22 protein-coding genes and 1 pseudogene are annotated in these 26,113 nt (G+C 40.8%); 13 read left to right on the forward strand and 10 right to left on the reverse strand.

Going from position 1 to position 26,113, the window contains the following annotated elements:
- Nucleotides 1-39 precede the first annotated feature (39 nt).
- From N8A89_RS02920 to N8A89_RS02940, 5 genes are all read left to right on the forward strand, one after another.
- Nucleotides 40-4,680, forward strand: a complete 4,641-nt coding sequence (locus N8A89_RS02920) for a beta strand repeat-containing protein (protein WP_289644896.1) — start codon at nucleotides 40-42, stop codon at nucleotides 4,678-4,680.
- The gene (locus N8A89_RS02925; RefSeq protein WP_281540902.1) at nucleotides 4,680-5,840 is read left to right on the forward strand and encodes a T9SS type B sorting domain-containing protein; all 1,161 of its coding nucleotides are present in this window, start codon (nucleotides 4,680-4,682) and stop codon (nucleotides 5,838-5,840) included. Before N8A89_RS02920 ends, N8A89_RS02925 begins: the two co-directional genes overlap by 1 nt.
- Nucleotides 5,841-6,103: 263 nt before the next feature.
- Nucleotides 6,104-6,835 (forward strand): M15 family metallopeptidase, encoded by a 732-nt coding sequence (locus N8A89_RS02930; RefSeq protein WP_281540903.1) that lies wholly within the window; start codon nucleotides 6,104-6,106, stop codon nucleotides 6,833-6,835.
- 40 nt (nucleotides 6,836-6,875) lie between these two features.
- The gene (locus N8A89_RS02935) at nucleotides 6,876-7,643 is read left to right on the forward strand and encodes a M48 family metalloprotease (RefSeq protein WP_281540904.1); all 768 of its coding nucleotides are present in this window, start codon (nucleotides 6,876-6,878) and stop codon (nucleotides 7,641-7,643) included.
- 138 nt (nucleotides 7,644-7,781) lie between these two features.
- On the forward strand, nucleotides 7,782-7,949 hold the full coding sequence (locus tag N8A89_RS02940) for a DUF6747 family protein (protein WP_281540905.1): 168 nt from the start codon (nucleotides 7,782-7,784) through the stop codon (nucleotides 7,947-7,949).
- A 112-nt stretch (nucleotides 7,950-8,061) separates the two neighbouring features.
- Here N8A89_RS02940 and N8A89_RS02945 read toward each other — a convergent pair whose 3' ends face one another.
- Entirely contained in the window at nucleotides 8,062-8,451 is a 390-nt protein-coding gene (locus N8A89_RS02945) for an ankyrin repeat domain-containing protein (RefSeq protein ID WP_281540906.1), read from the reverse strand.
- 250 nt (nucleotides 8,452-8,701) lie between these two features.
- Between N8A89_RS02945 and gpmI the strand changes: the two genes are divergently transcribed.
- Genes gpmI through N8A89_RS02960 form a run of 3 tightly spaced genes read left to right on the forward strand, consistent with a single transcriptional unit; the run spans nucleotide 8,702 to nucleotide 11,847 of the window.
- Complete coding sequence (gene gpmI, locus N8A89_RS02950; protein WP_281540907.1) at nucleotides 8,702-10,222, forward strand: 2,3-bisphosphoglycerate-independent phosphoglycerate mutase; 1,521 nt, start codon at nucleotides 8,702-8,704, stop codon at nucleotides 10,220-10,222.
- Nucleotides 10,223-10,252: 30 nt separating this feature from the next.
- Nucleotides 10,253-11,071 carry a type I methionyl aminopeptidase gene (map, locus tag N8A89_RS02955; protein ID WP_289644897.1) on the forward strand — a complete coding sequence of 273 codons (819 nt, stop codon included), beginning with the start codon at nucleotides 10,253-10,255 and terminating at the stop codon, nucleotides 11,069-11,071.
- Between the two features lie 11 nt (nucleotides 11,072-11,082).
- Complete coding sequence (locus N8A89_RS02960) at nucleotides 11,083-11,847, forward strand: class I SAM-dependent methyltransferase (RefSeq protein ID WP_281540908.1); 765 nt, start codon at nucleotides 11,083-11,085, stop codon at nucleotides 11,845-11,847.
- Here N8A89_RS02960 and N8A89_RS02965 read toward each other — a convergent pair whose 3' ends face one another.
- The 8 genes and pseudogenes from N8A89_RS02965 to N8A89_RS03000 all read right to left on the reverse strand — a co-directional run bounded on the left by N8A89_RS02965 (nucleotide 11,848) and on the right by N8A89_RS03000 (nucleotide 19,449).
- On the reverse strand, nucleotides 11,848-12,849 hold the full coding sequence (locus tag N8A89_RS02965) for an FAD:protein FMN transferase (RefSeq protein ID WP_289644898.1): 1,002 nt from the start codon (nucleotides 12,847-12,849) through the stop codon (nucleotides 11,848-11,850).
- A 2-nt stretch (nucleotides 12,850-12,851) separates the two neighbouring features.
- Nucleotides 12,852-13,213: pseudogene (locus tag N8A89_RS02970) on the reverse strand (Na(+)-translocating NADH-quinone reductase subunit F).
- A 100-nt stretch (nucleotides 13,214-13,313) separates the two neighbouring features.
- Nucleotides 13,314-14,621 (reverse strand): NADH:ubiquinone reductase (Na(+)-transporting) subunit F, encoded by a 1,308-nt coding sequence (nqrF, locus tag N8A89_RS02975; protein WP_281540910.1) that lies wholly within the window; start codon nucleotides 14,619-14,621, stop codon nucleotides 13,314-13,316.
- Nucleotides 14,622-14,623: 2 nt separating this feature from the next.
- A complete protein-coding gene (gene nqrE, locus N8A89_RS02980) occupies nucleotides 14,624-15,379 on the reverse strand; it encodes an NADH:ubiquinone reductase (Na(+)-transporting) subunit E (protein ID WP_281540911.1) in 756 nt (251 codons plus the stop codon).
- Nucleotides 15,380-15,399: 20 nt separating this feature from the next.
- The gene (locus N8A89_RS02985) at nucleotides 15,400-16,047 is read right to left on the reverse strand and encodes an NADH:ubiquinone reductase (Na(+)-transporting) subunit D (protein WP_281540912.1); all 648 of its coding nucleotides are present in this window, start codon (nucleotides 16,045-16,047) and stop codon (nucleotides 15,400-15,402) included.
- Between the two features lies 1 nt (nucleotide 16,048).
- Nucleotides 16,049-16,801: a Na(+)-translocating NADH-quinone reductase subunit C gene (locus N8A89_RS02990; protein ID WP_281540913.1), complete on the reverse strand. Its 753-nt coding sequence runs from the start codon at nucleotides 16,799-16,801 to the stop codon at nucleotides 16,049-16,051.
- Nucleotides 16,802-16,803: 2 nt separating this feature from the next.
- Entirely contained in the window at nucleotides 16,804-18,093 is a 1,290-nt protein-coding gene (locus N8A89_RS02995; RefSeq protein WP_281540914.1) for an NADH:ubiquinone reductase (Na(+)-transporting) subunit B, read from the reverse strand.
- 3 nt (nucleotides 18,094-18,096) lie between these two features.
- On the reverse strand, nucleotides 18,097-19,449 hold the full coding sequence (locus N8A89_RS03000) for a Na(+)-translocating NADH-quinone reductase subunit A (protein WP_281540915.1): 1,353 nt from the start codon (nucleotides 19,447-19,449) through the stop codon (nucleotides 18,097-18,099).
- 152 nt (nucleotides 19,450-19,601) lie between these two features.
- On the opposite strand from N8A89_RS03000, the gene N8A89_RS03005 reads away from it, so the two are divergent.
- The 5 genes from N8A89_RS03005 (at nucleotide 19,602) to N8A89_RS03025 (ending at nucleotide 24,724) form a co-directional block, all read left to right on the forward strand.
- Nucleotides 19,602-20,846 carry a type IX secretion system plug protein gene (locus N8A89_RS03005; RefSeq protein ID WP_281540916.1) on the forward strand — a complete coding sequence of 415 codons (1,245 nt, stop codon included), beginning with the start codon at nucleotides 19,602-19,604 and terminating at the stop codon, nucleotides 20,844-20,846.
- A gap of 25 nt (nucleotides 20,847-20,871) precedes the next feature.
- Nucleotides 20,872-21,999 (forward strand): DUF3667 domain-containing protein, encoded by a 1,128-nt coding sequence (locus N8A89_RS03010; RefSeq protein WP_289644900.1) that lies wholly within the window; start codon nucleotides 20,872-20,874, stop codon nucleotides 21,997-21,999.
- Between the two features lie 8 nt (nucleotides 22,000-22,007).
- The gene (gene apaG / locus N8A89_RS03015; RefSeq protein WP_281540918.1) at nucleotides 22,008-22,394 is read left to right on the forward strand and encodes a Co2+/Mg2+ efflux protein ApaG; all 387 of its coding nucleotides are present in this window, start codon (nucleotides 22,008-22,010) and stop codon (nucleotides 22,392-22,394) included.
- Nucleotides 22,395-22,476: 82 nt separating this feature from the next.
- Entirely contained in the window at nucleotides 22,477-24,105 is a 1,629-nt protein-coding gene (gene pruA / locus N8A89_RS03020; protein WP_281540919.1) for an L-glutamate gamma-semialdehyde dehydrogenase, read from the forward strand.
- Nucleotides 24,106-24,211: 106 nt separating this feature from the next.
- A complete protein-coding gene (locus N8A89_RS03025; protein ID WP_281540920.1) occupies nucleotides 24,212-24,724 on the forward strand; it encodes a DinB family protein in 513 nt (170 codons plus the stop codon).
- A 646-nt stretch (nucleotides 24,725-25,370) separates the two neighbouring features.
- Here N8A89_RS03025 and rsmG read toward each other — a convergent pair.
- Complete coding sequence (gene rsmG / locus N8A89_RS03030) at nucleotides 25,371-26,006, reverse strand: 16S rRNA (guanine(527)-N(7))-methyltransferase RsmG (RefSeq protein ID WP_281540921.1); 636 nt, start codon at nucleotides 26,004-26,006, stop codon at nucleotides 25,371-25,373.
- Between the last annotated feature and the right edge of the window lie 107 nt (nucleotides 26,007-26,113).

The raw sequence follows: 26,113 nt of genomic DNA on the forward strand, positions 1-26,113 counted from the left end.
TTTTGTCTTCCCGCTATTTTTAAGTTTAAATCCCTAATTATGAAATTAATAGTCCTGTTTTTACTTCTGGTTGTACTGAGTGTTCCTATGGCGTTCGGACAGATTAAAATTGGTGATAATCCACAAAATATAGATGCCGCTTCGGTATTGGAACTGGAGAGCAGGGATAGGGTGCTTGTCATAACAAGAGTTAATACCGCGGAGATGGAGGCTATTGTTCCTCAAAGAGGGGGGCTTGTCTTTAATACCGATACCAATTGTATTAGTTATTACGACGGTAGTGAATGGATAAATCTTTGCGATGCAGCGGGCATTACTTTTACCAACGAGCATTTGGCCAATACCAGTTTAGGCCCCTCCATAGTGATTACGCAAAATGGAAGTACCTACAATTTTGAGGTTGCGCCGAACAGCATCAGAAGTGAGCAAATAGTGGACGGGGGTATCAACGGGGTGGACATACAGGACAATTCCATTGGAGAAAGCAAGTTGGGAACGGACTCAGTAAGTTCCAATGAGCTTAGGGACAACTCCGTGGGAAGTTCAGAAGTGGTGGACGGTAGCATACGCCCGGAAGATTTGGCGAACACTATCCCCGAACAGGTATTGACGACGGATGAAAACGGAATTCCCAGATGGGAAGATGCCGATAATTTGACGAATGAAGTAGCGCTGGATATTGCGGAAAATGCGATGGACATTGCCGATCATATTCTCGAAGATGAGGATACCGATGACACGAACGAGCTAACGGATGTTTTATTTGATAAAGAAACATTTACACTTAGCTTAACAAATTCAGCAACAATTGGGGGCCAGATTGCGGATTTAAGTTCATTAGAGGGCTCGGATGACCAAACACTAAACCTTACGGCGGACAACCGATTACAAATTGAAGACGGTAATGAAATTGACCTGAATATTTTTAACAATCCGGGTTCTGATAATCAGACGCTAAGTCTCAATGGGAATACATTGGCTATTACCGGCGGAAACGATGTTAGTCTAGCGGGATTTGTGAATACAGATAACCAAACATTGAGCATCGCAGGAAATATCATTAGTTTGACCAATGGAGGATCTGTAAATCTTCCACCTGGCACAGTAGATACGGATGACCAACAATTATCGATTGCTGGTAACAGAATATCCTTAACGGATGGTGGATTTGTTGATTTGCCTCCTGGTACTGTCGACACCGATCAACAGAATCTTAGTCTTGCAGGGAACACCTTGAACATTACGAATGGAACAGGCGTTGATTTAACCCCAATTTTGGCCTCAGGAGCCGACGGCGTTATATCTCAAGTTGCACTTGCGGGAACCGATCTTAATTTTACAGGAGCTGGTGGCGGTTTTAATGGAACGGTGAGTTTAGCTGGTCTCGGTGGAGGTTCAGCAGATGGTTCACTAACCAACGTGCTCTTAAATGGTACCGATTTAGAGTTTACAAGTTCACCCGGTGGTTTTACGGGAGCCGTAAGTTTAGCTAGTCTTGGTGGAGGTACTGGTGCAGATGGTGTTATAACCAATATGGAACTCACAGGAACAGACTTAGTAGTTACGGGAACGGCACCGGGTTTTAATGGCAATATTCCTTTGGGAACACTTGCAAATACAGATAATCAACAATTGACATTGGAACCCGGGAACTTGCTGACCTTAGTAGATGGTGGAACACCTATTGATTTGACATCCTTCTTGGATGACCAGACAGCTGGAGAAGTCAATGTAGTGGCGACTCCAACTAACTATACCCCGACCTCTGGTGATGTGGAAGGTCATTTAGCGGGTATTGATGCATCTCTAGCAACTACCGTTTCCCAGGACCTAGCTAGCGTTTTAACCAATGGAAGCAGTGCAGGCAATGCTCCCATAAACGACCTTACAGACCCAACTTTACCACAAGATGCCGCAACCCTTAATTATGTTGAAGGTAGAATTGCCACCATATTGGCTACGGGTGGTGTCGATGGTGTTATTACTAACGTATCCACTTCCGGAACTGGAATAGATTTTTTAGGGTCTAATGGTGGTTTTAACGGAAGTATTGACCTAGATCCCACATTTGTAACCGAAGCAGAACTCGCAACGGCCATAACAAACTACGTTCCAGATTGGACAAACCTCTCGGGAATACCAGCGGACTTTGCAGATGATATAGATAATGACACACAGTATACCGCAGGGGCAGGACTTACACTCGCTGCAGGTGCATTTTCTGTGGATGCGACAACAGTGATGGCCGACTGGAATAATCTAACGAACATACCAGCCAATCTGGATATTGATGCAACGGACGACTTCGACGGGGAATGGTTAAATCTCATCAATGTGCCAGCGGACCTTTTGGACGGGGACGCTGATACACAGTATACCGCAGGGGCGGGACTTACACTTGCTGCTGGTGAATTTTCAGTGGATGCGACAACAGTGGCGGCCGACTGGAATAATCTAACCAACATACCAGCTAATCTGGATCTTGATGCAACGGACGACTTCGACGGGGAATGGTTAAATATCATCAATGTACCAGCGGACCTTTTGGACGGTGACGCTGATACGCAGTATACGGCAGGGGCGGGACTTACGCTTACCGGAACCGAGTTCGCACTCAACGCCGGAACAATCGTGGCGGACTGGGGGAACCTCACCGGTATTCCAGCCGACTTCGCGGACAATGTTGACGACGATACACAGTACACCGCGGGGGCGGGACTTACGCTTACCGGAACCGAGTTCGCACTCAACGCCGGAACAATCGTGGCGGACTGGGGGAACCTCACCGGTATTCCAGCCGACTTCGCGGACAATGTTGACGACGATACACAGTACACCGCGGGGGCGGGACTGACACTTACCGGGACGACATTCGCATTTGATAATTCATCAATTACCCCAGATTGGACAACGTTCATAAACGTACCGGCAGGATTCGCCGACGACGTGGACAACGACACGCAGTACACAGCAGGGGCGGGACTTACGCTTACCGGAACCGAGTTCGCACTCAACGCCGGAACAATCGTGGCGGACTGGGGGAACCTCACCGGTATTCCAGCCGACTTCGCGGACAATGTTGACGACGATACACAGTACACCGCGGGGGCGGGACTGACACTTACCGGGACGACATTCGCATTTGATAATTCATCAATTACCCCAGATTGGACAACGTTCATAAACGTACCGGCAGGATTCGCCGACGACGTGGACAACGACACGCAGTACACAGCAGGGGCGGGACTTACGCTTACCGGAACCGAGTTCGCACTCAACGCCGGAACAATCGTGGCGGACTGGGGGAACCTCACCGGTATTCCAGCCGACTTCGCGGACAATGTTGACGACGATACACAGTACACCGCGGGGGCGGGACTGACACTTACCGGGACGACATTCGCATTTGATAATTCATCAATTACCCCAGATTGGACAACGTTCATAAACGTACCGGCAGGATTCGCCGACGACGTGGACAACGACACGCAGTACACCGCAGGGGCGGGACTTACGCTTACCGGAACCGAGTTCGCACTCAACGCCGGAACAATCGTGGCGGACTGGGGGAACCTCACCGGTATTCCAGCCGACTTCGCGGACAATGTTGACAACGATACACAGTACACCGCGGGGGCGGGACTGACACTTACCGGGACGACATTCGCATTTGATAATTCATCAATTACCCCAGATTGGACAACGTTCATAAACGTACCGGCAGGATTCGCCGACGACGTGGACAACGACACGCAGTACACCGCAGGGGCGGGACTTACGCTTACCGGAACCGAGTTCGCACTCAACGCCGGAACAATCGTGGCGGACTGGGGGAACCTCACCGGTATTCCAGCCGACTTCGCGGACAATGTTGACAACGATACACAGTATACAGCGTCAGGCGGACTTATTCTGACTGGAACGACTTTTTCTCTAGATGCAGCAAACGTCGTAGCCGATTGGAGTAATCTAACTGGTATACCAGCCGACTTCGCTGATGACATTGACAACGATACGCAGTATACTGCGGGTGCAGGACTTACGCTCACAGGAACGGTGTTTGCTCTGGGAACAATATCTGGGGGGCCATCTGGAAACATTGCCACCAACTCTATCACACAGGGCGATATAGGACCAAATGCTATTGGAGCTGGAGAAATTCAATCGAATGCAGTTTCATCCGATGAGATTGATGACAACAGTATTCTTAACGAAGATATAGCCAATAGTGCAGCGGTAGATGGTTCAAAAATAAATCCTGTTTTTACCTCAAATGTCAGCACTACCGGAACTCTATTTGTACAAGGATCAATTACTACCGGTACAGATGGTTTAGTTCATCCAGATTATGTATTCCAACAATATTTCCTTGGCAAATCAGAATTAAAAGCAGACTATAAATTCACTACTTTGGAGGAAATTGAAAAATTTGTCAAGCAAAATAACCATTTACCCGGTATAAAATCCGCCAAACAGGTCAAAGAAGATGGTTTATGGAATCTTAGTAAATCCAATATTCAAAACCTTGAAAAAATCGAAGAACTGTTCCTGCATACCATTGAACAGGAGAAAAAGATTAAGAATTTAACTTCAGAAAATAAAGAGTTGTACAAAAAATTAGAAACGTTGCAAAATGACGTAGCGGCTATAAAACAACTATTAGAAAGCAAAAACGAATAGTGAAGAGCTTTTTATACATACCACTCTTATTATTAACGGCTGTTGTAAGCGGTCAAACCGCCCTGTACAATAACGGCAACATCCGTATACATGAGGAGGGCAATTTGGGATTTCATACGGACTTGATTAACGATTCCCCTTTTGACGATAATAGTGGCCTGGCAGGGTTTTATGGGTCGGCCATTACGGTTTCGGGTTCCGTGGTACCCTTGTTCTTTGATGTGGAAAGTGGCACTGACAATGGTCTTTTTATGGAGTTGGGCATCGATAATGCCAACAACACCCTTTTCATTACCGGAAATATCCTTACCCCAAGAACACAACCCAATGTCTATTACAATTTTTTAGAAAACGGGTTTTATGTAGGAGAGCGAAATCTTTCTAAAATAGATGGCTATGCGGGCATCACCAACCAACAGAATTTTATCTTTCCGGTTGGGGACGACCAACAGCTCAGACCCTTGGTGCTAAACTCACAAAGCGCAAATCTGACCGCAAAATGTGCCTATTTCTTTGAGAATACGGAGAATCCGGTTTCGTTAAGCGGTAGTTTTAACGTGGACGAACTGGACCTTGACCTTGAATTTGTAAGTCCGTTGGAATTCTGGCGTTTGGAAGGTAGTGTAACCTCTACCGTGAGTCTAAGTTGGAATGCTAGAAGCGATATCAGCGCTCTTACCGATGATGCCACCAAGGTCGTAGTTGCAGGTTGGAGCAAAGTAAGTAACCGTTGGATTAACTTGGGAGGCAACCCGGTTTTAGGAAGCTTGGAAGAAGGTTTTGTAACGTCGGAGGCTTTTATTCCGGACGATTACGAAATCATTACCCTGGGTGTTTCCAAAATTCCGTTCGAACCTCTGGAAAGAGAAGTATTAAGTTTGGATAACTACTTTGTATCCCCCAATGGAGACGGTATTAACGATACGTTCTTTATTCCGGAATTATTGCAATCGCCCAACAATGAGGTGCGTATTTATGACCGCTACGGACTCAAAGTTTTTGAGCTAGATAATTATACGGATGAATTTGCTGGATTTTCCAATGTAAACAATTTTGTTATCCAAAGAGATGACGGACTTCCAGTAGGTGTTTATTTCTACACTATTTACATGGTCGACTTGGACCTCAACTACCAAGGTTTTCTTTATTTAGCGCGATAAAAAATTTTAGACTACCCTGCTCGTGCTATTTTAAACCTTCAGTCTTTCAATTATTACTATTTTCTGGCAAAAAGAACGAGATGTATAATTAATTCCTCTATTTACGACAATGCTAAATTAACTTTTGCGTTACATATAGTACTAAGCTTTTAGGAGAGTGTACCCACAATGAATCCAGAATTATTTGTTTAATTTTAAACCATACATCAACTTGAGCAGTAATAAGACTGTATAATTAATTCAAAACGAAGCGTCCGAAATCTATGAAACGAAGATTCTTTATCAAAAAAAGTGGAGCTACCGGCTTAGTTATCGCTTTAGCACCTACATTATTAGTGAATCAAGATGGAGAATATTCCGTTGTAGAATTGATGGGTAAATCCGATATCCAACTTTACGGAAAGGACATCAACTTAAGAAAGGAGGCGCACGATGCATTTTTGGAAATGAAAAAAGCCGCATACAATGATGGTATCGATTTGAAAATCGTTTCCAGCTACAGAAATTTCCAGCGCCAGGAACGCATTTTTGAAAGGAAGTTTATTACTTATACCGACGAGGGAATGGAACCTCTCGCGGCAATCGATAAGATTATTGAGTATTCTACCATTCCCGGTACCAGCCGGCACCACTGGGGCACGGATATAGATATCGTGGACGGTTACCGAAAAGTTGATGGTGATGTCCTGGTACCAGAAAAATTTGGCGTTGGTGGTCCCTACGAAGATTTTAAAAAGTGGATGGACGAAAACTCGGAAACATACGACTACCATCTGGTTTATACCGATGAACCTAAAAGAAGAGGTTTTAAGTATGAGCCTTGGCATTATAGCTATGCTCCTCTTTCCATACCAATGTTAGAGGCCTTTAGAGGTAAAAACATTGTGCAACTACTACAGAAGGAAACATTCTATGGTGCGGAACACTTTACCATTGGATTCTTAAAAAATTATATCCAAAACAATATTTTAGACATAAATAGAGACCTTCTGTAACACTTTTGTATCTTAGACTTCCTATCGGAACACTATAACCATGAGAAGAGGAAGTTGGAAAATTAGAATTTTTATCGGCTTGGCAATTGTGGCCTTTGCCTTTATCCAGAAGTGCAGCAATAAAGAAGAAAATCCGTATACCGGACGCTCCCAGCACATTAACATGACCGCGGAGCAAGAGATTGCGATTGGTATCCAAAGCGCCCCCGAAATAGCACAACAACATGGTGGGTTGTATCCGGACGAACGTCTACAAGCCTTCGTTGACAATGTGGGTAGAAAATTGGTGAACAATACTATAGCAAGGGAAACTCCCTATAAATATGATTTTCATTTGTTGGCCGATGACCAGACCATAAACGCATTCGCCTTACCTGGTGGTCAATGCTTCATTACCTACGCCCTCTTTTCACAATTGAGCGAGGCACAATTGGCAGGGGTCCTGGGTCATGAAATAGGTCATGTAATCGGCAGACATTCTGCCGAACGTATCGCCGATAGTAATTTTTGGCAAACATTAACGATGGGTGCATCTGTGGGGGCAGACATGGGAAATGTGGTAGGAAGTATAGGGCAAAATACTTTACTGACCAATGGCAGGGGAGACGAGTTGGAGAGCGATGAACTTGGAGTACTTTTTATGATACAAGCGGGCTATGACCCTTATGAAATGATAAAAGTGATGGAAATCCTAAAGGCCGCCGGTGGACCAAACCGGGTACCCGAGTTTCAAAGTACACACCCCGATCCCGAAAACCGAATTCAAAAAATTAAGGAGGCCATTGAAAAATACAAAGGTCAAGGTTAAACGTTAATTCTTGCCGATGAACGGCAAAACAAAACAATTCGTATCCCCTTTTTTGTATATTTGATTATCCCAAATTAGTTTTTACCACTTTAGATTTGACCCTTGTAGCTTTGATTTAATCACTTAAACAGAACTATAATGGGAACACTATTACATTTTAAGAGTCTTTATGTGCAGGCATTTGAGAATTGTAAACCAGAAATTCTGGTCATACTTTTAAAAGTATATTCGGTATTCTGTGCCCTAATGTTATTTATGGCTGTTTATGCCTTCATGTATAGAGCTTTCAGTGGTTTTGAATTTTAATGTTATAACTCTTTTACCTGAACACTATAAGAGACTGATTTTCAAAATCAAAAAAACCGCTACCAATTCGTAGCGGTTTTTTTCGTTTTTTGATTGATTGTTTTAAAATTCCCTAACTATTTGAGGCAGCTTCTAATACGGTCAACGCATCCGTAGCATTAGAAAGTTCCGCATATTTTCTTGCAGAAAAACCTCGGTTACTCCTTATTTTTAGATCGGCCCCGTGGTCAATCAATATTTGTAACACCTCAGCCTTGTTGTAACGGGACGCGAACATTGCAGGTGTCATACCCAATGATTTTTGGTTGACGTCCTCTCCGAGCTGAATCATGCGCTTTACGGTGTCCGCATCACCTTGCATAACAGCCTTACAGAAAGAACTGATTTCAACTCCTGCCTTAATTTCAGAAGTAAACTCCACTTTTGATTGTGTTTTGTTGGCCATGAGGCCGTTGCCCAAGAACAAAAATGCCATGGACAATGTTAGAATTGTTTTTTTCATGATGAATGAATTTTTGCACTGAAACTAGTTCAGTACCGATTGATGAATAGGTTTTGATTATATAAATATAGACGTCATCTATAGCCGAATGTTTCAGCATTAACACTTAAATAACTAAAGTTTAACAAATGTGAACTGTTTAACGTTAAAATATTTAACATCAGCCCAGAACATTGGGAAAAAGGTCATACTTATAATAGATTAAGTAGCTAAATCATACTATTTTTGATGTATAAATTTTATTCGAAGCATGAACAAAAAAGTGATTTTGATGATATTGGACGGTTGGGGTAAATCTCCCGACCCAAAGATTTCAGCAGTGGATAATGCAAATACACCGTTTATAGACAGTTTATATACCAAATACCCCAATGCCAACCTTCTTACCGACGGGATGAACGTAGGCCTGCCTGATGGTCAAATGGGAAATAGCGAGGTAGGGCATATGAATCTAGGCGCAGGAAGAATTGTCTATCAGGATTTGGCAAAAATCAATTTGGCCATTCAAGAGAACACTTTAAAAGACGAAGCGGTTTTAAAAGAGGCTTTTCTCCATGCAAAAAACAACAATAAACCAGTTCACTTCCTGGGTCTTTTAAGCGACGGAGGTGTTCACAGCCACATAGAACATCTAAAAGGGCTAATTGCTGCAGGAAACGATTATGGCCTAACCAATATCTATATACATGCCTTTACGGACGGTAGGGATGTAGACCCAAAAAGCGGCAAAGGTTTTTTGGAAGACCTAGTAGGCTTTTGTTCCGATAAAAATGCAAAATTGGCCTCGGTCATTGGGAGATATTACGCCATGGACAGGGATAAACGTTGGGAACGAGTGAAATTGGCTTATGACGTCATGGTCAATGGAGAAGGTAAAAAATCCACGAACATTGGGAATACAATACAAAAAAGTTATGACGAAGACATTACGGACGAATTTATAAAACCTATTGTCATGACCAATTCGGACGGAAGTCCAATTGCCAGGATTCAAGAAGACGATGTGGTCGTATTTTTTAACTTCAGGACAGATAGGGGAAGGGAACTTACGCAAGTATTGAGTCAAAAGGACATGCATGAATACAATATGCATAAATTAAACCTCTATTATGTGACGATGACCAATTATGATGATTCTTTTAAGAAAATTCACATAGTCTACGATAAGGACAACATAAAGGAAACCTTAGGAGAGGTCTTGGCGAATGCGGGCAAAAAACAAATACGCATAGCGGAAACGGAAAAATATCCGCATGTTACTTTCTTCTTTAACGGTGGTAGGGAGACTCCTTTTGACGGCGAAAGTCGTTTGTTATGCCCATCACCAAAAGTGGCTACCTACGACATGAAACCAGAAATGAGCGCCTACGAAATAAGAGATACCATTATTCCAGAGCTTAATAAAGGGGAAGTAGATTTCGTATGCTTAAATTTTGCCAATCCAGATATGGTAGGACATACCGGTGATATGAACGCTGCCATTAAGGCCTGCGAAGTGGTCGATGAATGCGCAAAGGCCGTAGTTGAAGCTGGTCTAGAAAACGGGTATACTACTTTGGTAATCGCCGATCACGGAAACTGTGAAACTATGGTTAATCCAGATGGTAGTCCAAATACGGCTCATACGACTAACCCGGTACCATTAATCTTAGTGGACAATGAAATAAAGCAAATAAAGGACGGCGTATTGGGAGATATTGCACCAACGATATTAAAGTTGATGGGAATCCCCAAATCCCAATTTATGACCCGTGAATCTTTAGTGGATTAATATTTTATAAATTAATCTACCTTTGCAGCTATGGTGAAAATAAAATCAGCCGAGGAAATAGAATTGATGCGTGAAAGCGCACTTATCGTGTCCAAGACTTTGGGGATGATAGCCGCTGAAATAAAACCTGGAGTAAATGCCTTGCATCTGGACAAACTAGCCGAGGAATTCATTCGGGACCATGGAGCCGAACCCGGATTTTTAGGAATGTACGGCTTTCCGAACACCCTAAATATGAGTCCTAACGCTCAAGTGGTGCATGGAATTCCCAATGCCGAACCCTTAAAAGACGGGGACATTATATCGGTGGATTGTGGAGCAGTAAAGAATGGATACTATGGAGACCACGCTTATACGTTTGAGATAGGGGAAGTGGCAGAAGAAACCAAAAAGCTTCTTAAGGTTACTAAAGAATCGCTGTATATTGGTATTCGTGAATTCAAGTTGGGAAACCGTGTGGGTGATGTAGGTTTTGCTATTCAAAATTACTGTGAAAGTCATGGCTACGGTGTAGTCAGGGAACTTGTTGGCCACGGATTAGGGAAGAAACTACATGAGAGTCCGGAAATGCCTAATTATGGCCGAAGGGGAAGAGGAAAAAAATTCGTGAATGGAATGACCGTAGCCATTGAGCCCATGATCAATATGGGAACCAAAAACATAAAACAACTTAAGGATGGTTGGACTATTCTAACTGCAGATGGTAAACCTAGCGCCCATTTTGAACATGATGTGGCCCTCATTAATGGAAAACCCGAACTATTATCCACTTTCCAATATATTTATGATGCTCTGGGAATAGAGTCGGATGAGGAAGATGAATTTAGACCAACTAAGGTACAGTCCTAGGTGCTAAGAAGATGAAGAAAATCTTTCGCTTTTTTCTAAACATCATACCACGTCCCGTACTTATCCAATTCAGTTATTTTCTTAGGCCGCTATTCGCTTGGTATTATTCTGGTGATACTTATGAGGATCCAATTGACGGAAAAAAATTTCGCAGTTTCTTACCTTATGGTTATGAAAAGCCTAGGGAAAATGTACTATCCCCCTCCACCCTGTCCTTAGAAAGACATCGGCTACTCTGGTTGTACCTCAAGAACGAAACAACTTTTTTTAAAGCTCCGGCAAAGGTGCTACATTTTGCGCCCGAACAAGCTTTCTATAAACGCTTTAAAAGGCTAACGAACATAAACTATACGACTACAGATCTTAATTCCCCACTAGCCGATGTAAAAGCAGACATCTGTAATTTGCCTTTTGCTGAAAATTCCTTTGACATTATCCTTTGCAATCATGTTTTAGAACATATACCTGACGATGAAAAGGCCATGCAGGAACTCTATCGTGTTTTAAAACATAATGGTTGGGGTATTTTTCAAATACCACAGGATATTAACCGCCAAGAGACCTTTGAAGATGATTCCATCACCGATAAAAAGGAAAGGGCAAAAATTTTCGGGCAGTATGACCACGTTCGTATCTACGGAACGGATTATTTTGATAAATTGAGAAGCGTTGGTTTTAAGGTAGAGGCTGTAAATTACACTTCAATAATTCCGTTAGTTGATGTAGAAAAGTACAGATTGGCCAAAGGCGAACTCATCCCCTTGGTACGTAAATGATTATTTTACTACCAGTTCTTCAAATCCTGAAGTTAAAAACTCTTGGGTTTGCCCCTGCTCATCCATATAAATGATATAAGCTTCTAGCGTTCTATTTTTAGAAATGACATCAAAGGCTTTTTCCAAATCCATTGCCATAAACGCAGTTGCATATGCATCGGCCGTGGCACAATTATTAGCAACTACGGTTACGCCAAGCGTATTTGAGTTTTTGGTATAGCCCGTCTTAGGGTCAATAGTATGTACAAATTTCATTCCTGTACGCTCATCAATTCTGAACTTTCTATAATTTCCAGAGGAAGCTAGCGCCCTATCACTCAAATTAATTACCTGCTTCAATTCCCTACCCTCGGTTATTTCCGGGTCGTCTATACCAACTACCCATGGCTTTTCCTTAATCTTATTCTGGCCTTTCGCGACTAGTTCGCCACCCACCTCAATTAAATAATTGGCTATCCCCTGGTTATCTAGCATTACCGCCAACCTGTCTATTGCATAGCCTTTGGCAATGGCATTGAAGTCAAAATAGATGTTGGGATGCGTCTTTTTAATGGTACCAACTTGGGAGAGCGATACCTTATCAAAACCAACATACTTTAGTAGACTGTCAATTTTAACACTATCCATTTCAATTTTCCTTTCCGGGCCAAAACCCCATGCGTTTACCAATACCCCTACGGTAGGATCAAAATATCCATCAGTTGCCTTATAAATTTCTTTTGAAAGATTAAAGACTTCTTTGAACATATGGTCGACTTCTACACTACTATCCCCATTATTTATTTTAGAAATATCTGAATTGGGAATGTATGTGGACAGCGACTGATTGACCGCTTTAAAAACTGAATCTATCTCTGTTTCAAAAGATTGTTCTTGATTTGAGAAATAAATTATACTGTACGTTGTTCCCAAAGCTTGTCCCGTAGCTTTATTTTTTACGAGATTACCTTCGTTGCACGAAACGAACATGATACAGACACATATTAAAAATTGGAATTTCATTCTCATATCAAAATTAAACCATCGTAATCCACAATATATTCTTCATTCAAATATACAGGGAGATTATAATCCTTGGAATTGACCAAGCCAACGGGCGCATAATAGGTGTTTGCTTCAAATTTCAAAGCATGTTCCTTCATTTTATTCAAATCTGCCCTATAAAATTCCAAGTCTTTAGGGTCGCCAGGATATTCAATACTCTTCACCACTATAAAGTGAAGCTTTTTGTTCTTGGTACAAACAAACTGTGGATTTTTTTAAGCTTACTGTTGACTGACAAAAATTCAAATCCATCGGCTTCTAATTGTTTCCCAACGATATTCATAGCCAAATTATGAAGTTCTTGTGCACTTAATGGTTGCATGTGATAAGTCTTTTCCAAAAAAACCGATATTAGAAATATCGGTTCTTTTTATAAATTAATGTTTCATAAGAAAATGAAACAGTTTCAATACTATTTTATTTTAACCGCCAAAATCATCAAAACGGATATGTTCATCTGGGATACCAAAATCCTCACCCATTTTTTGTACCGCTTTGTTCATCAATGGAGGGCCGCAGAAATAAAGCTCAATATCTTCAGGAGATTCGTGATGGCTTAAGTAGTGATCGATAACGCAATTGTGAATAAAGCCCACAAAACCGTCGCCAGGAGCGTCTATATCTTCTTTCACCTTCCAGTTATCCTCTTCCAAGGGCTCAGAAAGCGCCATGTAAAACTTGAAATTAGGAAAGTCCCTTTCCAAAGCTTTGAAATGATCTATATAAAACAATTCTCTTTTTGAACGACCACCGTACCAATAGGTCACTTTTCTATCGGTCTTCAAAGTTTTGAATAAATGGTATAAGTGCGATCGCATAGGTGCCATACCTGCTCCTCCACCTACGTATAACATCTCAGAATCCGATTCATTGATGAAGAATTCTCCGTAAGGTCCTGAAATGGTAACATCATCACCGGGTTTTAGGGCGAAAATATAGGAAGAAGCAACCCCCGGATTAACATCCATCCATCCATTTTTTGACCTATCCCAAGGTGGTGTAGCAATACGAACATTCAACATAATTTCCCTTCCTTCCGCTGGAAAAGATGCCATGGAATAGGCTCTTTCTACGGTTTCCGGGTTTTTCATTACCAAGGGCCACAAATTAAATTTGTCCCATTCTGCCTGAAATTTATCGGGAGTCTCATGCTCTTCTGGATGCGCCGTAATGTCAATATCAGAATATTTGACCTCACACTTTGGTATTTCAATTTGAATATACCCACCAGCCTTATAGCCCATATCCTCCGGTATCTCTACTACGAATTCTTTAATAAATGATGCTACATTATAGTTACGCACCACTTTGGCAGGCCATTTTTTGATGCCGAATACTTCTTCAGGAATGGTAATTTCCATATCCTGCTTAACCTTGACCTGACATGCCAAGCGCGCACCTTGATTCAATTCTTTTTTAGAGAAATGAGGTGTTTCTGTGGGCAACGCCTCACCACCACCTGAGAGCACGTGACATTCACACTGAATACATGTTCCACCGCCACCACAGGCTGATGGTAAAAACACTTTTTGGTTTCCTAGAGTAGATAACAAAGTTCCTCCAGAAGAAACCTCTATTTTTTTCTCGCCATTTATAGTTAAAGTTACCGGTCCTGAGGGCGACAACTTTTCTTTTGTAAACAATAGCAAGGCCACCAATACCATTAAAAGTATTAAGAAGGCAACTACCGTTATCAATATCGTTCCACTCGTACTTGCAGCTAAAATCATTCTTATTCGTTTACATCGTTATAAGAGATTTCCTTATCGTCTATCTCTTCTTCAATTTTACTTACTTCATCAACTGGAGAAATTTTTTCTTCTACCTTAATTTCTACCGCTGTTTCTGGCGTCTCCACTGGGTCGTCTCCTCCGGTTAACATTCCACCAAAACTTTGAAATCCAATCCCCATTAATCCGGTAATAATGAACGTTATTCCTAGTCCACGTAGAGGAGCGGGTACATTTGAATATCTGATTTTTTCCCTTATTGCGGCAATGGCTAAAATTGCCAAGAACCAACCGATTCCGGAACTCACTCCATAATTAAAAGCCAAGCCCAAAGTTTCAATCTCTCTAGCCTGCATAAATAAAGAACCCCCTAAGATGGCACAGTTTACGGCTATCAATGGTAAAAAGATTCCCAAAGAGTTATAAAGTGAAGGTGAGAATTTCTCTACCACTATCTCTACAAGTTGCACCATAGTGGCGATTGTTGCGATAAAAAGGATAAAGGATAAAAAGCTTAGGTTATATTCCGCATATTCTGGACCCAACCAAGCCAGCGCACCATCTTGTAATAAATATTTATCCAGTAACCAGTTTAAGGGCACTGTAACTGCCAATACAAAAATTACCGCAGCACCAAGACCCACAGCCGTCGCTACCTTCTTAGAAACTGCCAAATAAGAACACATTCCCAAGAACACGGCAAATACCATGTTGTCAATAAAAATGGATTTAAAAAATAACTCTACATGCTCTAACATAATCTCTTTTTATTGTCTTGTTAGTTTTCTTCGACTAAAGCAGGATTTCTTGAACGTTGCACCCATATGATGATACCCACCACAATCAAAGCTGCAGGTGGAATAATCATAAATCCATTATTTTCATAACCTGTGGAGTATAGTCCAGTTTTAGCTATTGGGTCACCTAATACCGGAATTCCAAAAAGTGTTCCCGATCCTAGTAATTCCCTGAAAAAACCGACCATGATCAATATGACCCCATAACCTAAGGCATTTCCAATACCATCCAAGAAGGATTTCCAAGGACCGTTGGCCAACGCAAAAGCTTCAAAACGCCCCATTATGATACAATTCGTAATAATCAAACCAACAAAAACGGCTAAAGTTTTACTTAGCTCATAAGCAAAGGCTTTTAAAACCTGATCAACAATAATTACCAAGGTTGCAACCACAATCAATTGAACGATAATCCTGATTTTTGAGGGTATGATATTACGCATCAATGATACAACTACATTGCCAAGCCCAAGTACAAATACTACGGCAAGTGCCATTACTACAGAAGCCTTTAACTCCGCTGTAATCGCTAATGCTGAGCAGATTCCCAATACTTGGATTGTAATTGGATTGTTATCCGCAAGTGGATCTAAAATTAGATTGGTGTCTTTTTTTGAGAGTAGTGCCATATTACTTTGCTCTAATAGTTTCTAAAAAAGGTTTGTACAAATTAACGCTTTCCTTAATCATAGCTGATACCCCGTTCCCGGTTATCGTTGCTCCTGCAAGCGCATCAACTTCATTATCCTCCTTATCCTTGTTCAAGGGATCATTGTTTCCTTTTGCAACCGAGATTCCGGCATATCTTGTTCCATCCAAAATGGACTCCCCAGAAAAGTCGTCCATGAAATAGCGCATTTTAATGTTCGCCCCTAAACCTGGGGTTTCTCCTTTATGGTCAAAATAAACGCCTTGTACTGTCAACGTTTCATCAAGGGCAACAAAACCCCAAATGGCATCCCAAAGGCCTTTTCCATACATTGGGATAATATAAAACTTCTTACCCTCTTTCTCACCAATGAAAACAGGCAATTGATAATCTTGGCCCTTCTTAATGGCCGCTAGCTGTTTTTTTAAATCGATAAGAAACGCTTCGTCATTTTGGGTGATTTTATCTCCCTGTATAACTAATTGCTCTTTTATATAGTTTTTGAATTCATTTTCCACTCTATCCGTAGGTACGAAGTTAACACTTCCGCTATCATCGCCGTTCTCATTAACGCCCATGGCGTAAAGAATGTTCTGTTGTTTCTCGTACCGCTCATTTTCCTTGATTTGCGGACTTAATCCTGAAGCCAAAAAAGCAAGAATTGAACCTACTACTACAACCATTACGGCTGCGAAAACTACGGTATATATGTTTTTATCTGTATCTATTGCCATAACTAAACTGTTTCGGGTTGTAGTTCTTGTGTTTTGCTCTCGGAGTCCTTTGGTAATATTGTGGCATTCTTTAACCGTTTCATTCTTCGCTTTATATTTCCACGAATAACATAATGATCAATGGTCGGAGCAAATACGTTCATTAATAATATTGCCAAGAAAACACCTTCTGGATATGCTGGGTTGAAAACCCGTATCATAACGGAAATAAATCCAATCAAGAATCCGTAAATCCATTTTCCACGATTGGTCTGCGACCCAGTAACCGGGTCAGTAGCCATATAGACGATACCAAATGCCAGACCTCCTACTATCAGGTGTTTCCAGAAATCGAAGCTCATCAGTCCGTAAAATTTACTCGTCTCTCCTATCCAACCAAAATCAACCACTTGATTAAAAATAAGTCCCATTGATAAAGCTCCTAAAACGGCACTCAACATGATTCGCCAGCTTGCAATTTTACTGAAAATTAAAAATGCTCCACCAAGAAGACACAAGAACGCTGAAGTCTCTCCGACCGAACCTGGAATAAAACCAAAGAACATATCTGAAACACTATATTTAGCGGTCATGGCAGCGTCGTTGTTTTGTGCCAAATAACCAAGTATTGTTTCACCCGAGATAGCTTCCACATCTGTATTACCCGCTAAAATTTGTTCAGATCGCTCACGCGCGGTCCAGACCCATACCTTATCACCACTCATCCATGTTGGGTATGCAAAGAATAGAAATGCCCTGATACTAAGTGCTGGATTTATAATATTCATTCCTGTTCCGCCGAAAACCTCTTTTACGATTACTACACCGAAAACAACGGCGACAGCCAACATCCATAATGGTGTATCAATGGGAACAATCAATGGCACTAACATACCCGTTACCAAATATCCTTCTTCTACCTCATGGCCTTTTATGACCGCAAATATAAATTCGACCAATAGTCCTACGCCGTAGGAAACAACCACTAATGGCAATACCTGTGTAATACCGACCCAAAAATTATCCCAAGTAATGAAATGCTCCAAAACCGAGAAGTTCTCTGGAAAACCATTAAGTGCAGAATAGTATTGATACCCAGCGTTGAACATTGAAAACAGCAAGATTGGAATCAACGCCATTATAACAGTGTTCATTGTTCTCTTCAAATCATCCGCAGCTTTGACATGAGTACCACCTGCGTGGGTAGTCTCATCGGGGGTAAACAAAAAAGTATGGAATGCATTGAAGGCAGGCGCCATCTTTTTATCCTGATACTTCAGTTTAAGTTCGTGTAATTTACTTTTTATGCTCATTTTTTATCCTATTTCTTTTTGCAATAAATCTAATCCTTCACGAATAATTTTCTGGTGTGGTTGTTTAGAAATACATATAAATTCTGTTAGGGAAAAATCTTCTGGTGAAACCTCATAAAGACCCAGCTGTTCCATCTCGTCCAAATCCTTTACCATGCAGGCCTTAAGAAGTTGCATTGGGTAAATATCCATTGGAAAAACCTCTTCATATTGTCCGGTTACTACAAATGCCCTGTGCTCTCCGTTAGTATTGGTGTCCAAATCATATTTCTTTTTGGGCTGTAACCATGAAAAAGTAAGAGCCCTTGTGGTGGAAACCTTGTTGAATACGGGTTTGTTCCAGCCAAAAAACTCATAATCGTCTCCCTCGGGAATAACCGTTACGATATTATTATAAAATCCCAGGAATCCATCTGGGCTACTTTTTGAACCAGTAAGTACATCACCGTTAATTACCCTGAAATTTTCCTCGTTTACACCACTGGCGTATAAAAAAGTAGAAATTTCCGCACCGATTTTTGTAGTGTAGTACTTTGGCGTTTTAACCGACGAACCGGCCAAAGCGACCAGACGCTCGGCATTGAATTTTCCAGTCAAAATAAATTCCCCCAATATAATTAGGTCCTGAGGACTGATCGTCCAGACCAATTCCCCCTTATTGATGGGGTCAATTTTATTAATTTGTGTACCCACCAGTCCCGCAGGATGTGGTCCGGATACCTTGTGTAATTCTATCCCTTCCAATGATGCCAAAGGCGAGTTTGCAGATTTCCCTACTGAAACGTGCACCTTTCCTGGAGTTAATTTAGAAAGTACATTGATGGCAGCCTGTAACTGCTCTTCTTTATTCTGTAAGACATAATCCAAATCAGCGGCTAAAGGAGAAGTGGCATAGCCCGAAATAAAGATTGCTTTAGGCGTCGTATCTGGATTGGCGATTACCTCATAAGGTCGTTGTTTAATAAATGGCCAACATCCGCCTTTCAGTAAATATGATTTAATCTCTTCTTTAGACGCTTTTTCAACATCCAACTTTTTGTGCGCTATCGTTTCTTGTGTCTTATCCGCTAAAATCCTAATGGTTAGAATACGTCTTCTAGCCCCTCTTTCAATCTCCACGAGCTCTCCGCTCACAGGGGAAACAAACAACATATCCTCAATATTCTTATTGTAGAACAACGGCTCACCGGCTTTAACCTCGGCCCCTTGTTTTACCAGCATTTTTGGGGTTATTCCATGAAAATCTTCAAGATTGATTGCGTAAGCATTACTCGCAACTGCTTTGGAAGTGGTTTGTTCTGCAGCACCTACTAAATTAATGTTCAACCCTTTTTTTATTCGGATGTCTTTGGACATATACATGTAGACCTTTGATTAACAAAATTTGGTGCGAATTTACTACTAAATGGAAAGTTTTCATAATAATTACCCCATAATTTCGGCTTTACAACGATGTTAATTTGTTCAGTATCGTTTTTGTTTACCTTTACTTAAAAATTAGCTTATTAATGCGGATATTTCTTAAACACATTTTGTGCCTACTTTGTGCCCAAATGGTACTCGCACAGGTACAAGAGGAGGTAAATCCCCCAGAGAATATTAAATCAATAATCTTTAAAGGACCTACGGATGACCAGTTTCCTATCATCCAAATTGGCGAACCTATTTACCTGGATTTTGATGACCTTTTGGCCAACGAACAGGACTACTACTACAAAATAGTACATTGCGATTACGACTGGACACCATCGGACCTTTTAAAATCTCAATTTTTAGACGGGATAGATAACCAACGAATCATAAATTACGAGAATAGCTATACTACCTTAGAGACCTACTCAAACTATCAGTTGACGATTCCAAACGAAAACGTGAGCCTTAAAGTTAGCGGGAATTATCTGTTAGAAATCTATAACAGCAATTATGAACTACAGTTTTCCAGACGTTTTGTGGTTTACAAAGATTTGGTAAAGGTCGGCGCAACGGTCAAAAGATCAAGGGATTTTAATTTTTTGAACGAAAAGCAAGTAGTCCAGTTCAGCATCAATTCTGGTAATTTCAGGTTGGTTAATCCTATGAAAGAAGTTAAAATTGCCATTATTCAAAATTATTATTGGCCAACGGCCATTTATAATGTTCCTCCCCAATATACATTGGGCAATGAGCTCATTTACAGATATGACAAGGAAACATCTTTCTTTGGCGGCAATGAATTCTTGCTATTCGACACCAGTGACCTAAGGGCACCCAGCTCGCAAATTTCCAGAATAGAGGTAGACGAGCTATACAACCATTACTTATTTTCAGATGAGTACAGGTATGATGAGCCCTACACTTATTTTCCCGATATAAACGGAGATTTTGTTGTAAGGACCTTACAGGGTGACAACGACTCCAGAGAGGCGGAATACACCTATGTTCACTTTAGCTTGCCATATACCGGCACCATTGCCTTGGACGACGTATATATTTTTGGGAAATACAACAACTATGCATTTACGGACACCAATAAGATGGCGTATAACGAGAACAACGGAATGATGGAAGCTACCTTAAAATTAAAGCAGGGGTTCTATAATTATAAATACGCCATTAGAGGAAACAATGGGAAAATTCGCCTGAACGCAGTAAGTGGAAATTTCCATTTTACTGAAAATAATTACCTGATTCTGGTGTATTATAGAGATTTTGGGGATATGTATGACAGTATTATTGGTGTGGGTTCCGCGAACTCTAGGAATATTACCAACTAACTGAATACATAAAATTTAGATCACCATGGAGACCAAACCCGGCGTTAATACAGCAGGGCGTTTTAAATTAAAGCACAGGGGGGTTGAATGTCTTAACTGTGGGCATCCATTGGACATTAGCCACAAATATTGTCCAAATTGCTCGCAAGCCAATAGTACGCGCAAACTCACTTTAAAAGACTTTTTTGACGAGTTTTTTTCCAATATTATTTCTTATGATTCCAGACTGCTCAAAACGTTGGCGGCCCTCTTATTGCGTCCTGGAAGGATAACCAAGGACTACATCGCCGGCAAAAGGGTCTCTTATACCAACCCCTTTAGGTTTCTTCTAAGTTTGGCAATTATTTATTTCCTCCTGATGAGTCTTTCAGGAGATTTTGATGAATTAAACCGATACGGAACCAACGCAACGGACAACCCCTTTAATCTGAATGTCACTGATATTGACGGACTTGACTTTGGGGATGAAAAGGAGAAAAAAGAATTATTGGCAGGGTTGGATTCCCTAAAGTTGGGCGAAAAAATTTCAAAACAAACAAGAATTAAAGATTCTATCATATTAGCAAATCCCAAAAAACAGTTTGATGCCGTTTCGGACGATTCGTTTTTCTCCCGTCATTTTGGAAAACAGGAAATTTTTGTAACCTTAATTGAAAAAGACTCAATATATAGCCTTGATGAGGCCATAACCAAGTATGGAATAGAAAACAGCACAGGCAACCAACTTGCGTTTAATGCTGCCCAGAGTTTGGTCAAGGCAAAGAGAGAGCCCGGGGCTTACCTCAACTCACTTATCTCAAAGCTACCGTTTACAACATTTTTCTTTTTACCGGTCTTCACAATCTTTGTTTGGTTGGCATATATCAGGAAAAAACATACTTATACCGATCATTTAATCTTTAGTTTCCACAATCAATCACTGTTGTTTATCTTGCTCATTATAAGCTCTTTGATAGACTCGGTCTTTGGTACGGCGAGTAGTGGAATCTTTCTTTTGATTTTTAGCATATACCTATATAAGGCCATGCGGAATTTTTATAAACAGGGAAGATTTAAAACTATTGTTAAATACGTTTTTCTGAACACTATTTTCGTTATTTTAGCAGCCATCGGCGTAGTAGTATTATTGGCAGGTAGCTTATTCACTTACTAGTTTCATTTATGATAACACAGGTAACAAAAGGCATAAAGATTTCAGTTCAGACTAATTTTGAAGGAACCTTCTTCAAAAATTATAAGATGCACTATGCTTTTGGCTATACGATTACAATTGAAAACCAAAGCAAGGATGCCGTTCAGCTTACCTCTCGCCATTGGAAAATTTACGATTCTTTAAATGATATGGATACCTTGGACGGGGAAGGCGTTATCGGAAAAAAGCCCGTAATTAAACCGGGAGAGTCGCATACCTACAACTCAGGTTGTTTATTAACTTCTCCAATTGGGGCAATGAAAGGCCATTATAATATGGTTAATTTTAGTTCCACTGAAAAATTCAGGGTACATATACCTACATTCAAGTTCAGCGCTCCCTTTGCCCTGAACTAATTTCTTTTAATCCATTTTTTGGTTTTTAGTCGCTATCCCTTTTAGTACCTTTGGGCTACTTTTTAATTTAAAATTTTTGACCATGGGTAAAGGTGTTTTTCAAGTGCCAACTGCATTCAACGAACCAATTAAAAGCTACGCTCCGGGTACACCTGAGCGCGAATCTGTCTTAAAACAATATAAAGCCTATTATAAAGATAAAGTAGATGTCCCAATGTACATTGGATCGAAAGAGGTGAGAACCGGGAAAACTAAACCCATGTCTCCTCCCCACGATCATCAACATGTGGTAGGCGAATACCATTTGGCCGAAAAGAAACACGTAGAGGAGGCTATTCAAAATTGTTTGGATTCCCGCGAAGCATGGGCAAATTTAGTTTGGGAGCAGCGCGCTGCAATATTCTTGAAGGCCGCCGAACTAATCGCAGGGCCCTATCGTGATAAAATCAATGCGGCCACAATGATTGCACAATCCAAGACCATTCATCAGGCAGAAATAGATGCCGCCTGTGAATTCATAGATTTCTTGCGGTTTAACGTAGAGTATATGTCTCAAATCTATGAGGAGCAACCAGACTCCGCTGAAGGTATTTGGAACAGGGTGGAATATCGCCCTTTAGAGGGCTTCGTTTATGCGGTAACACCTTTCAATTTTACGGCAATTGCAGGGAATCTACCCGCTAGTGCAGCAATGATGGGAAATGTAGTGCTTTGGAAACCAAGTGATAGCCAAATTTTTTCGGCCAAGGTTATCGTGGATGTTTTTAAGGAAGCCGGACTTCCAGATGGTGTCATAAATGTTGTTTACGGAGACCCGGTCATGATAACGGAGACCGTCCTAGCCAGCCCAGATTTTGCCGGAATACACTTTACAGGTTCCACGCATGTTTTCAAGGAACTTTGGAAACAAATCGGAAACAATATTCACACCTTTAAAACATACCCAAGAATTGTTGGAGAAACAGGAGGCAAGGACTTTATAGTCGCACATCCCTCGGCCAAAGCTGCCCAAGTGGCAACCGCTATTGTTCGTGGAGCATTTGAATTCCAAGGTCAAAAATGTAGTGCAGCCTCACGAGTCTATTTGCCAAAATCCACTTCCGAGGAAATTTTGGATTTGGTGAAAAAGGACATCGATTCATTCAACAAACCAGGTTCTCCAGAAGATATGTCCAATTTTATTACGGCAGTAATTCACGAAAATTCTTTTGATAAGTTGGTGAAATACATAAGCCAAGCTAAGAAGGATGAGAGCGCTGAAATTATAGCCGGAGGAACTTATGATAAATCTGAAGGTTACTTTATTGAACCCACTGTTATCCTAACCACAGACCCAAAATACACGACCATGGAGACCGAGCTATTTGGTCCAGTGGTTACCATATATGTGTATGAAGATAAGGATTGGAGCAAAACGCTGGAATTGGTTGATTCTACTTCCGAGTATGCACTTACGGGAGCAGTGCTCTCGGCGGACAGGTATGCTATTGAAGAGGCGACCAAAGCATTACAAAACTGCGCAGGTAATTTTTACATTAACGACAAACCTACCGGTGCCGTAGTAGGTCAGCAACCTTTTGGCGGTGCCAGAGCTTCTGGAACTAACGACAAAGCGGGCTCGGCTCAAAACCTTTTAAGATGGGTATCGCCACGTTTAATCAAAGAAACTTTTATTACTCCAGAAGACTACAGATATCCGTTTTTAGGGTGATTCAATGTTAAACAAATACCAAAATCAGCATCTAGGAAAAGTTTTTTATTACATTTAAAGGTCTGAGGAATAATCCTTTAGACTTGAACAACTATAATCCAATAAAATGAAAAAATTAATTTTTGCATGTATGCTGATGGTCGTGACTATGACCTATGCACAGGACAAACTAGCCCAAGCTACGATACAGGGAGTTTTAACGGGAAATCAAGCACAAGTGGTACAACTGGCCGAAGCCTTCTCTGAAGACCAGTACGATTGGAGACCTTCTGAGGGCGTTAACTCCGTAGGAGAGGCCCTTTTACACATTGCCGGAGGTAATTACTTCTTAGCTTCCAAACTGGGATTTCCGCCACCGGAAGATGTAGATATGATGAGTCTTGGCAAAATTACTGGTAAGGATAATATCATTGCTACCTTAAAAAAATCCAACGAATTTGTATTGGAGAAAATAATGGAAGTAGAAAGCGATGACTTGAATGAGGAAGTGGATTTCGGTTTTGCGAAAATGAACAAAATGGGAGGCCTTCTGGCTATTATGGAGCATAACGGAGAACACAAGGGACAACTTATCGCTTATGCGAGAACAAACGGAGTTGTGCCGCCTTGGAGTAAATAATACCAGTATTAAATCTGAGATAAAGCCTTAGACCATTTTTGGATCAAAGGCTTTTTTTTGTGCATAAACTTGGCGCAAATTTTATCTGGTTACAGTCTTAGGAAAGAACTGAATCGGTTGAGTGTCAAGTAAAATAAAGAAATTATATCATCTCTTCCGAAACTGCGAGCAGTTCTACTGACATCAGAGTTACTAATAAAATGTATTTTAAAACAACCGTCATCCTTGAGTAATAAGATACAATCAATTTCCAAATACTCGGGGTTATAAATGCCCAGGATGTCCTTGCATTTTTGAGAGAAATCCAAATCTGTTGCCAAGGCTATCATGAATGGAAACAGAATTTTTCAGGACTTCATTTTAGGGTGTCAAAATGATTATTCCTACCAACATCTCAGCATTGTAAGAATCGAAAACAGTCATAAATATGTGAATACACACAATTTAAATGTAAATTTAACGTTAATTAATTGTAAATTGAATATTAATTATAGATATTCATGTTATCTAAAGTATTGATTATGAAGACTACACAAACTCCTCCCCGAATGGACGATAATAGGGGGCTAAAATACACCTATGGGCTTATATCAAAATGTACGCCAGAAGATACCGTGAATGTTATTACACCTTGTTAAGCCTGTAGTTAACCTCTGAATTTTAGAGGCAAATAGACCACTCTCTTTGTCTCGAAGAAATCCTCTGTAAAATAGTCCGTCAGATCAAAAATTTCAACAGTCTTGTAATTCTGAAGTTCTTCTGTTAAATCACCTCCCTTTAGATATAGAATTCCGTTTCTCCTCTCATGAGCTGATTCTTTTTTTATTTTACCTTTTACCCAATGCACGAATGTAGGCATGGCCGCAACAGCTCTACTCACGATAAAGTCGAACTGCCCCGGTACTTCCTCTACCCTAGCGTTTATTGTTTTGATATTTTCCAAACCAAGACCAGCCACCACCTCATCCACGACTTTTATCTTTTTACCAATGGAATCCACTAATGTAAAATGAACCTCTGGAAATAAGATTGCTAAAGGCACCCCTGGGAAACCGCCACCCGTTCCCACATCTAAAACCTCAGAACCGTCCTTAAATTCTTGTATTTTAGCAATCCCTAAGGAGTGTAAAACATGACGTAAATAGAGTTCCTCTATATCCTTTCTAGAGACTACATTGATTTTTTGATTCCAATCCTTATATAAAGTTTCCAACTGTTGGAACTGGGTCTGCTGCGCTTCGGATAAATTGGGAAAATATTGGAATATCGTTTCAACTGTCATGCTTATCTTTGTAAAGCGATAAAATTAGTATATTCACCTTTATAAAGATTCCTTTTTATCGAAGTTTTGAGACTATTGAAGAATCTTTAGCGTTATATATAAAAGAA

The organism is Maribacter aestuarii (assembly GCF_027474845.2).
GTDB classification, from domain to species: Bacteria; Bacteroidota; Bacteroidia; order Flavobacteriales; family Flavobacteriaceae; genus Maribacter; species Maribacter aestuarii.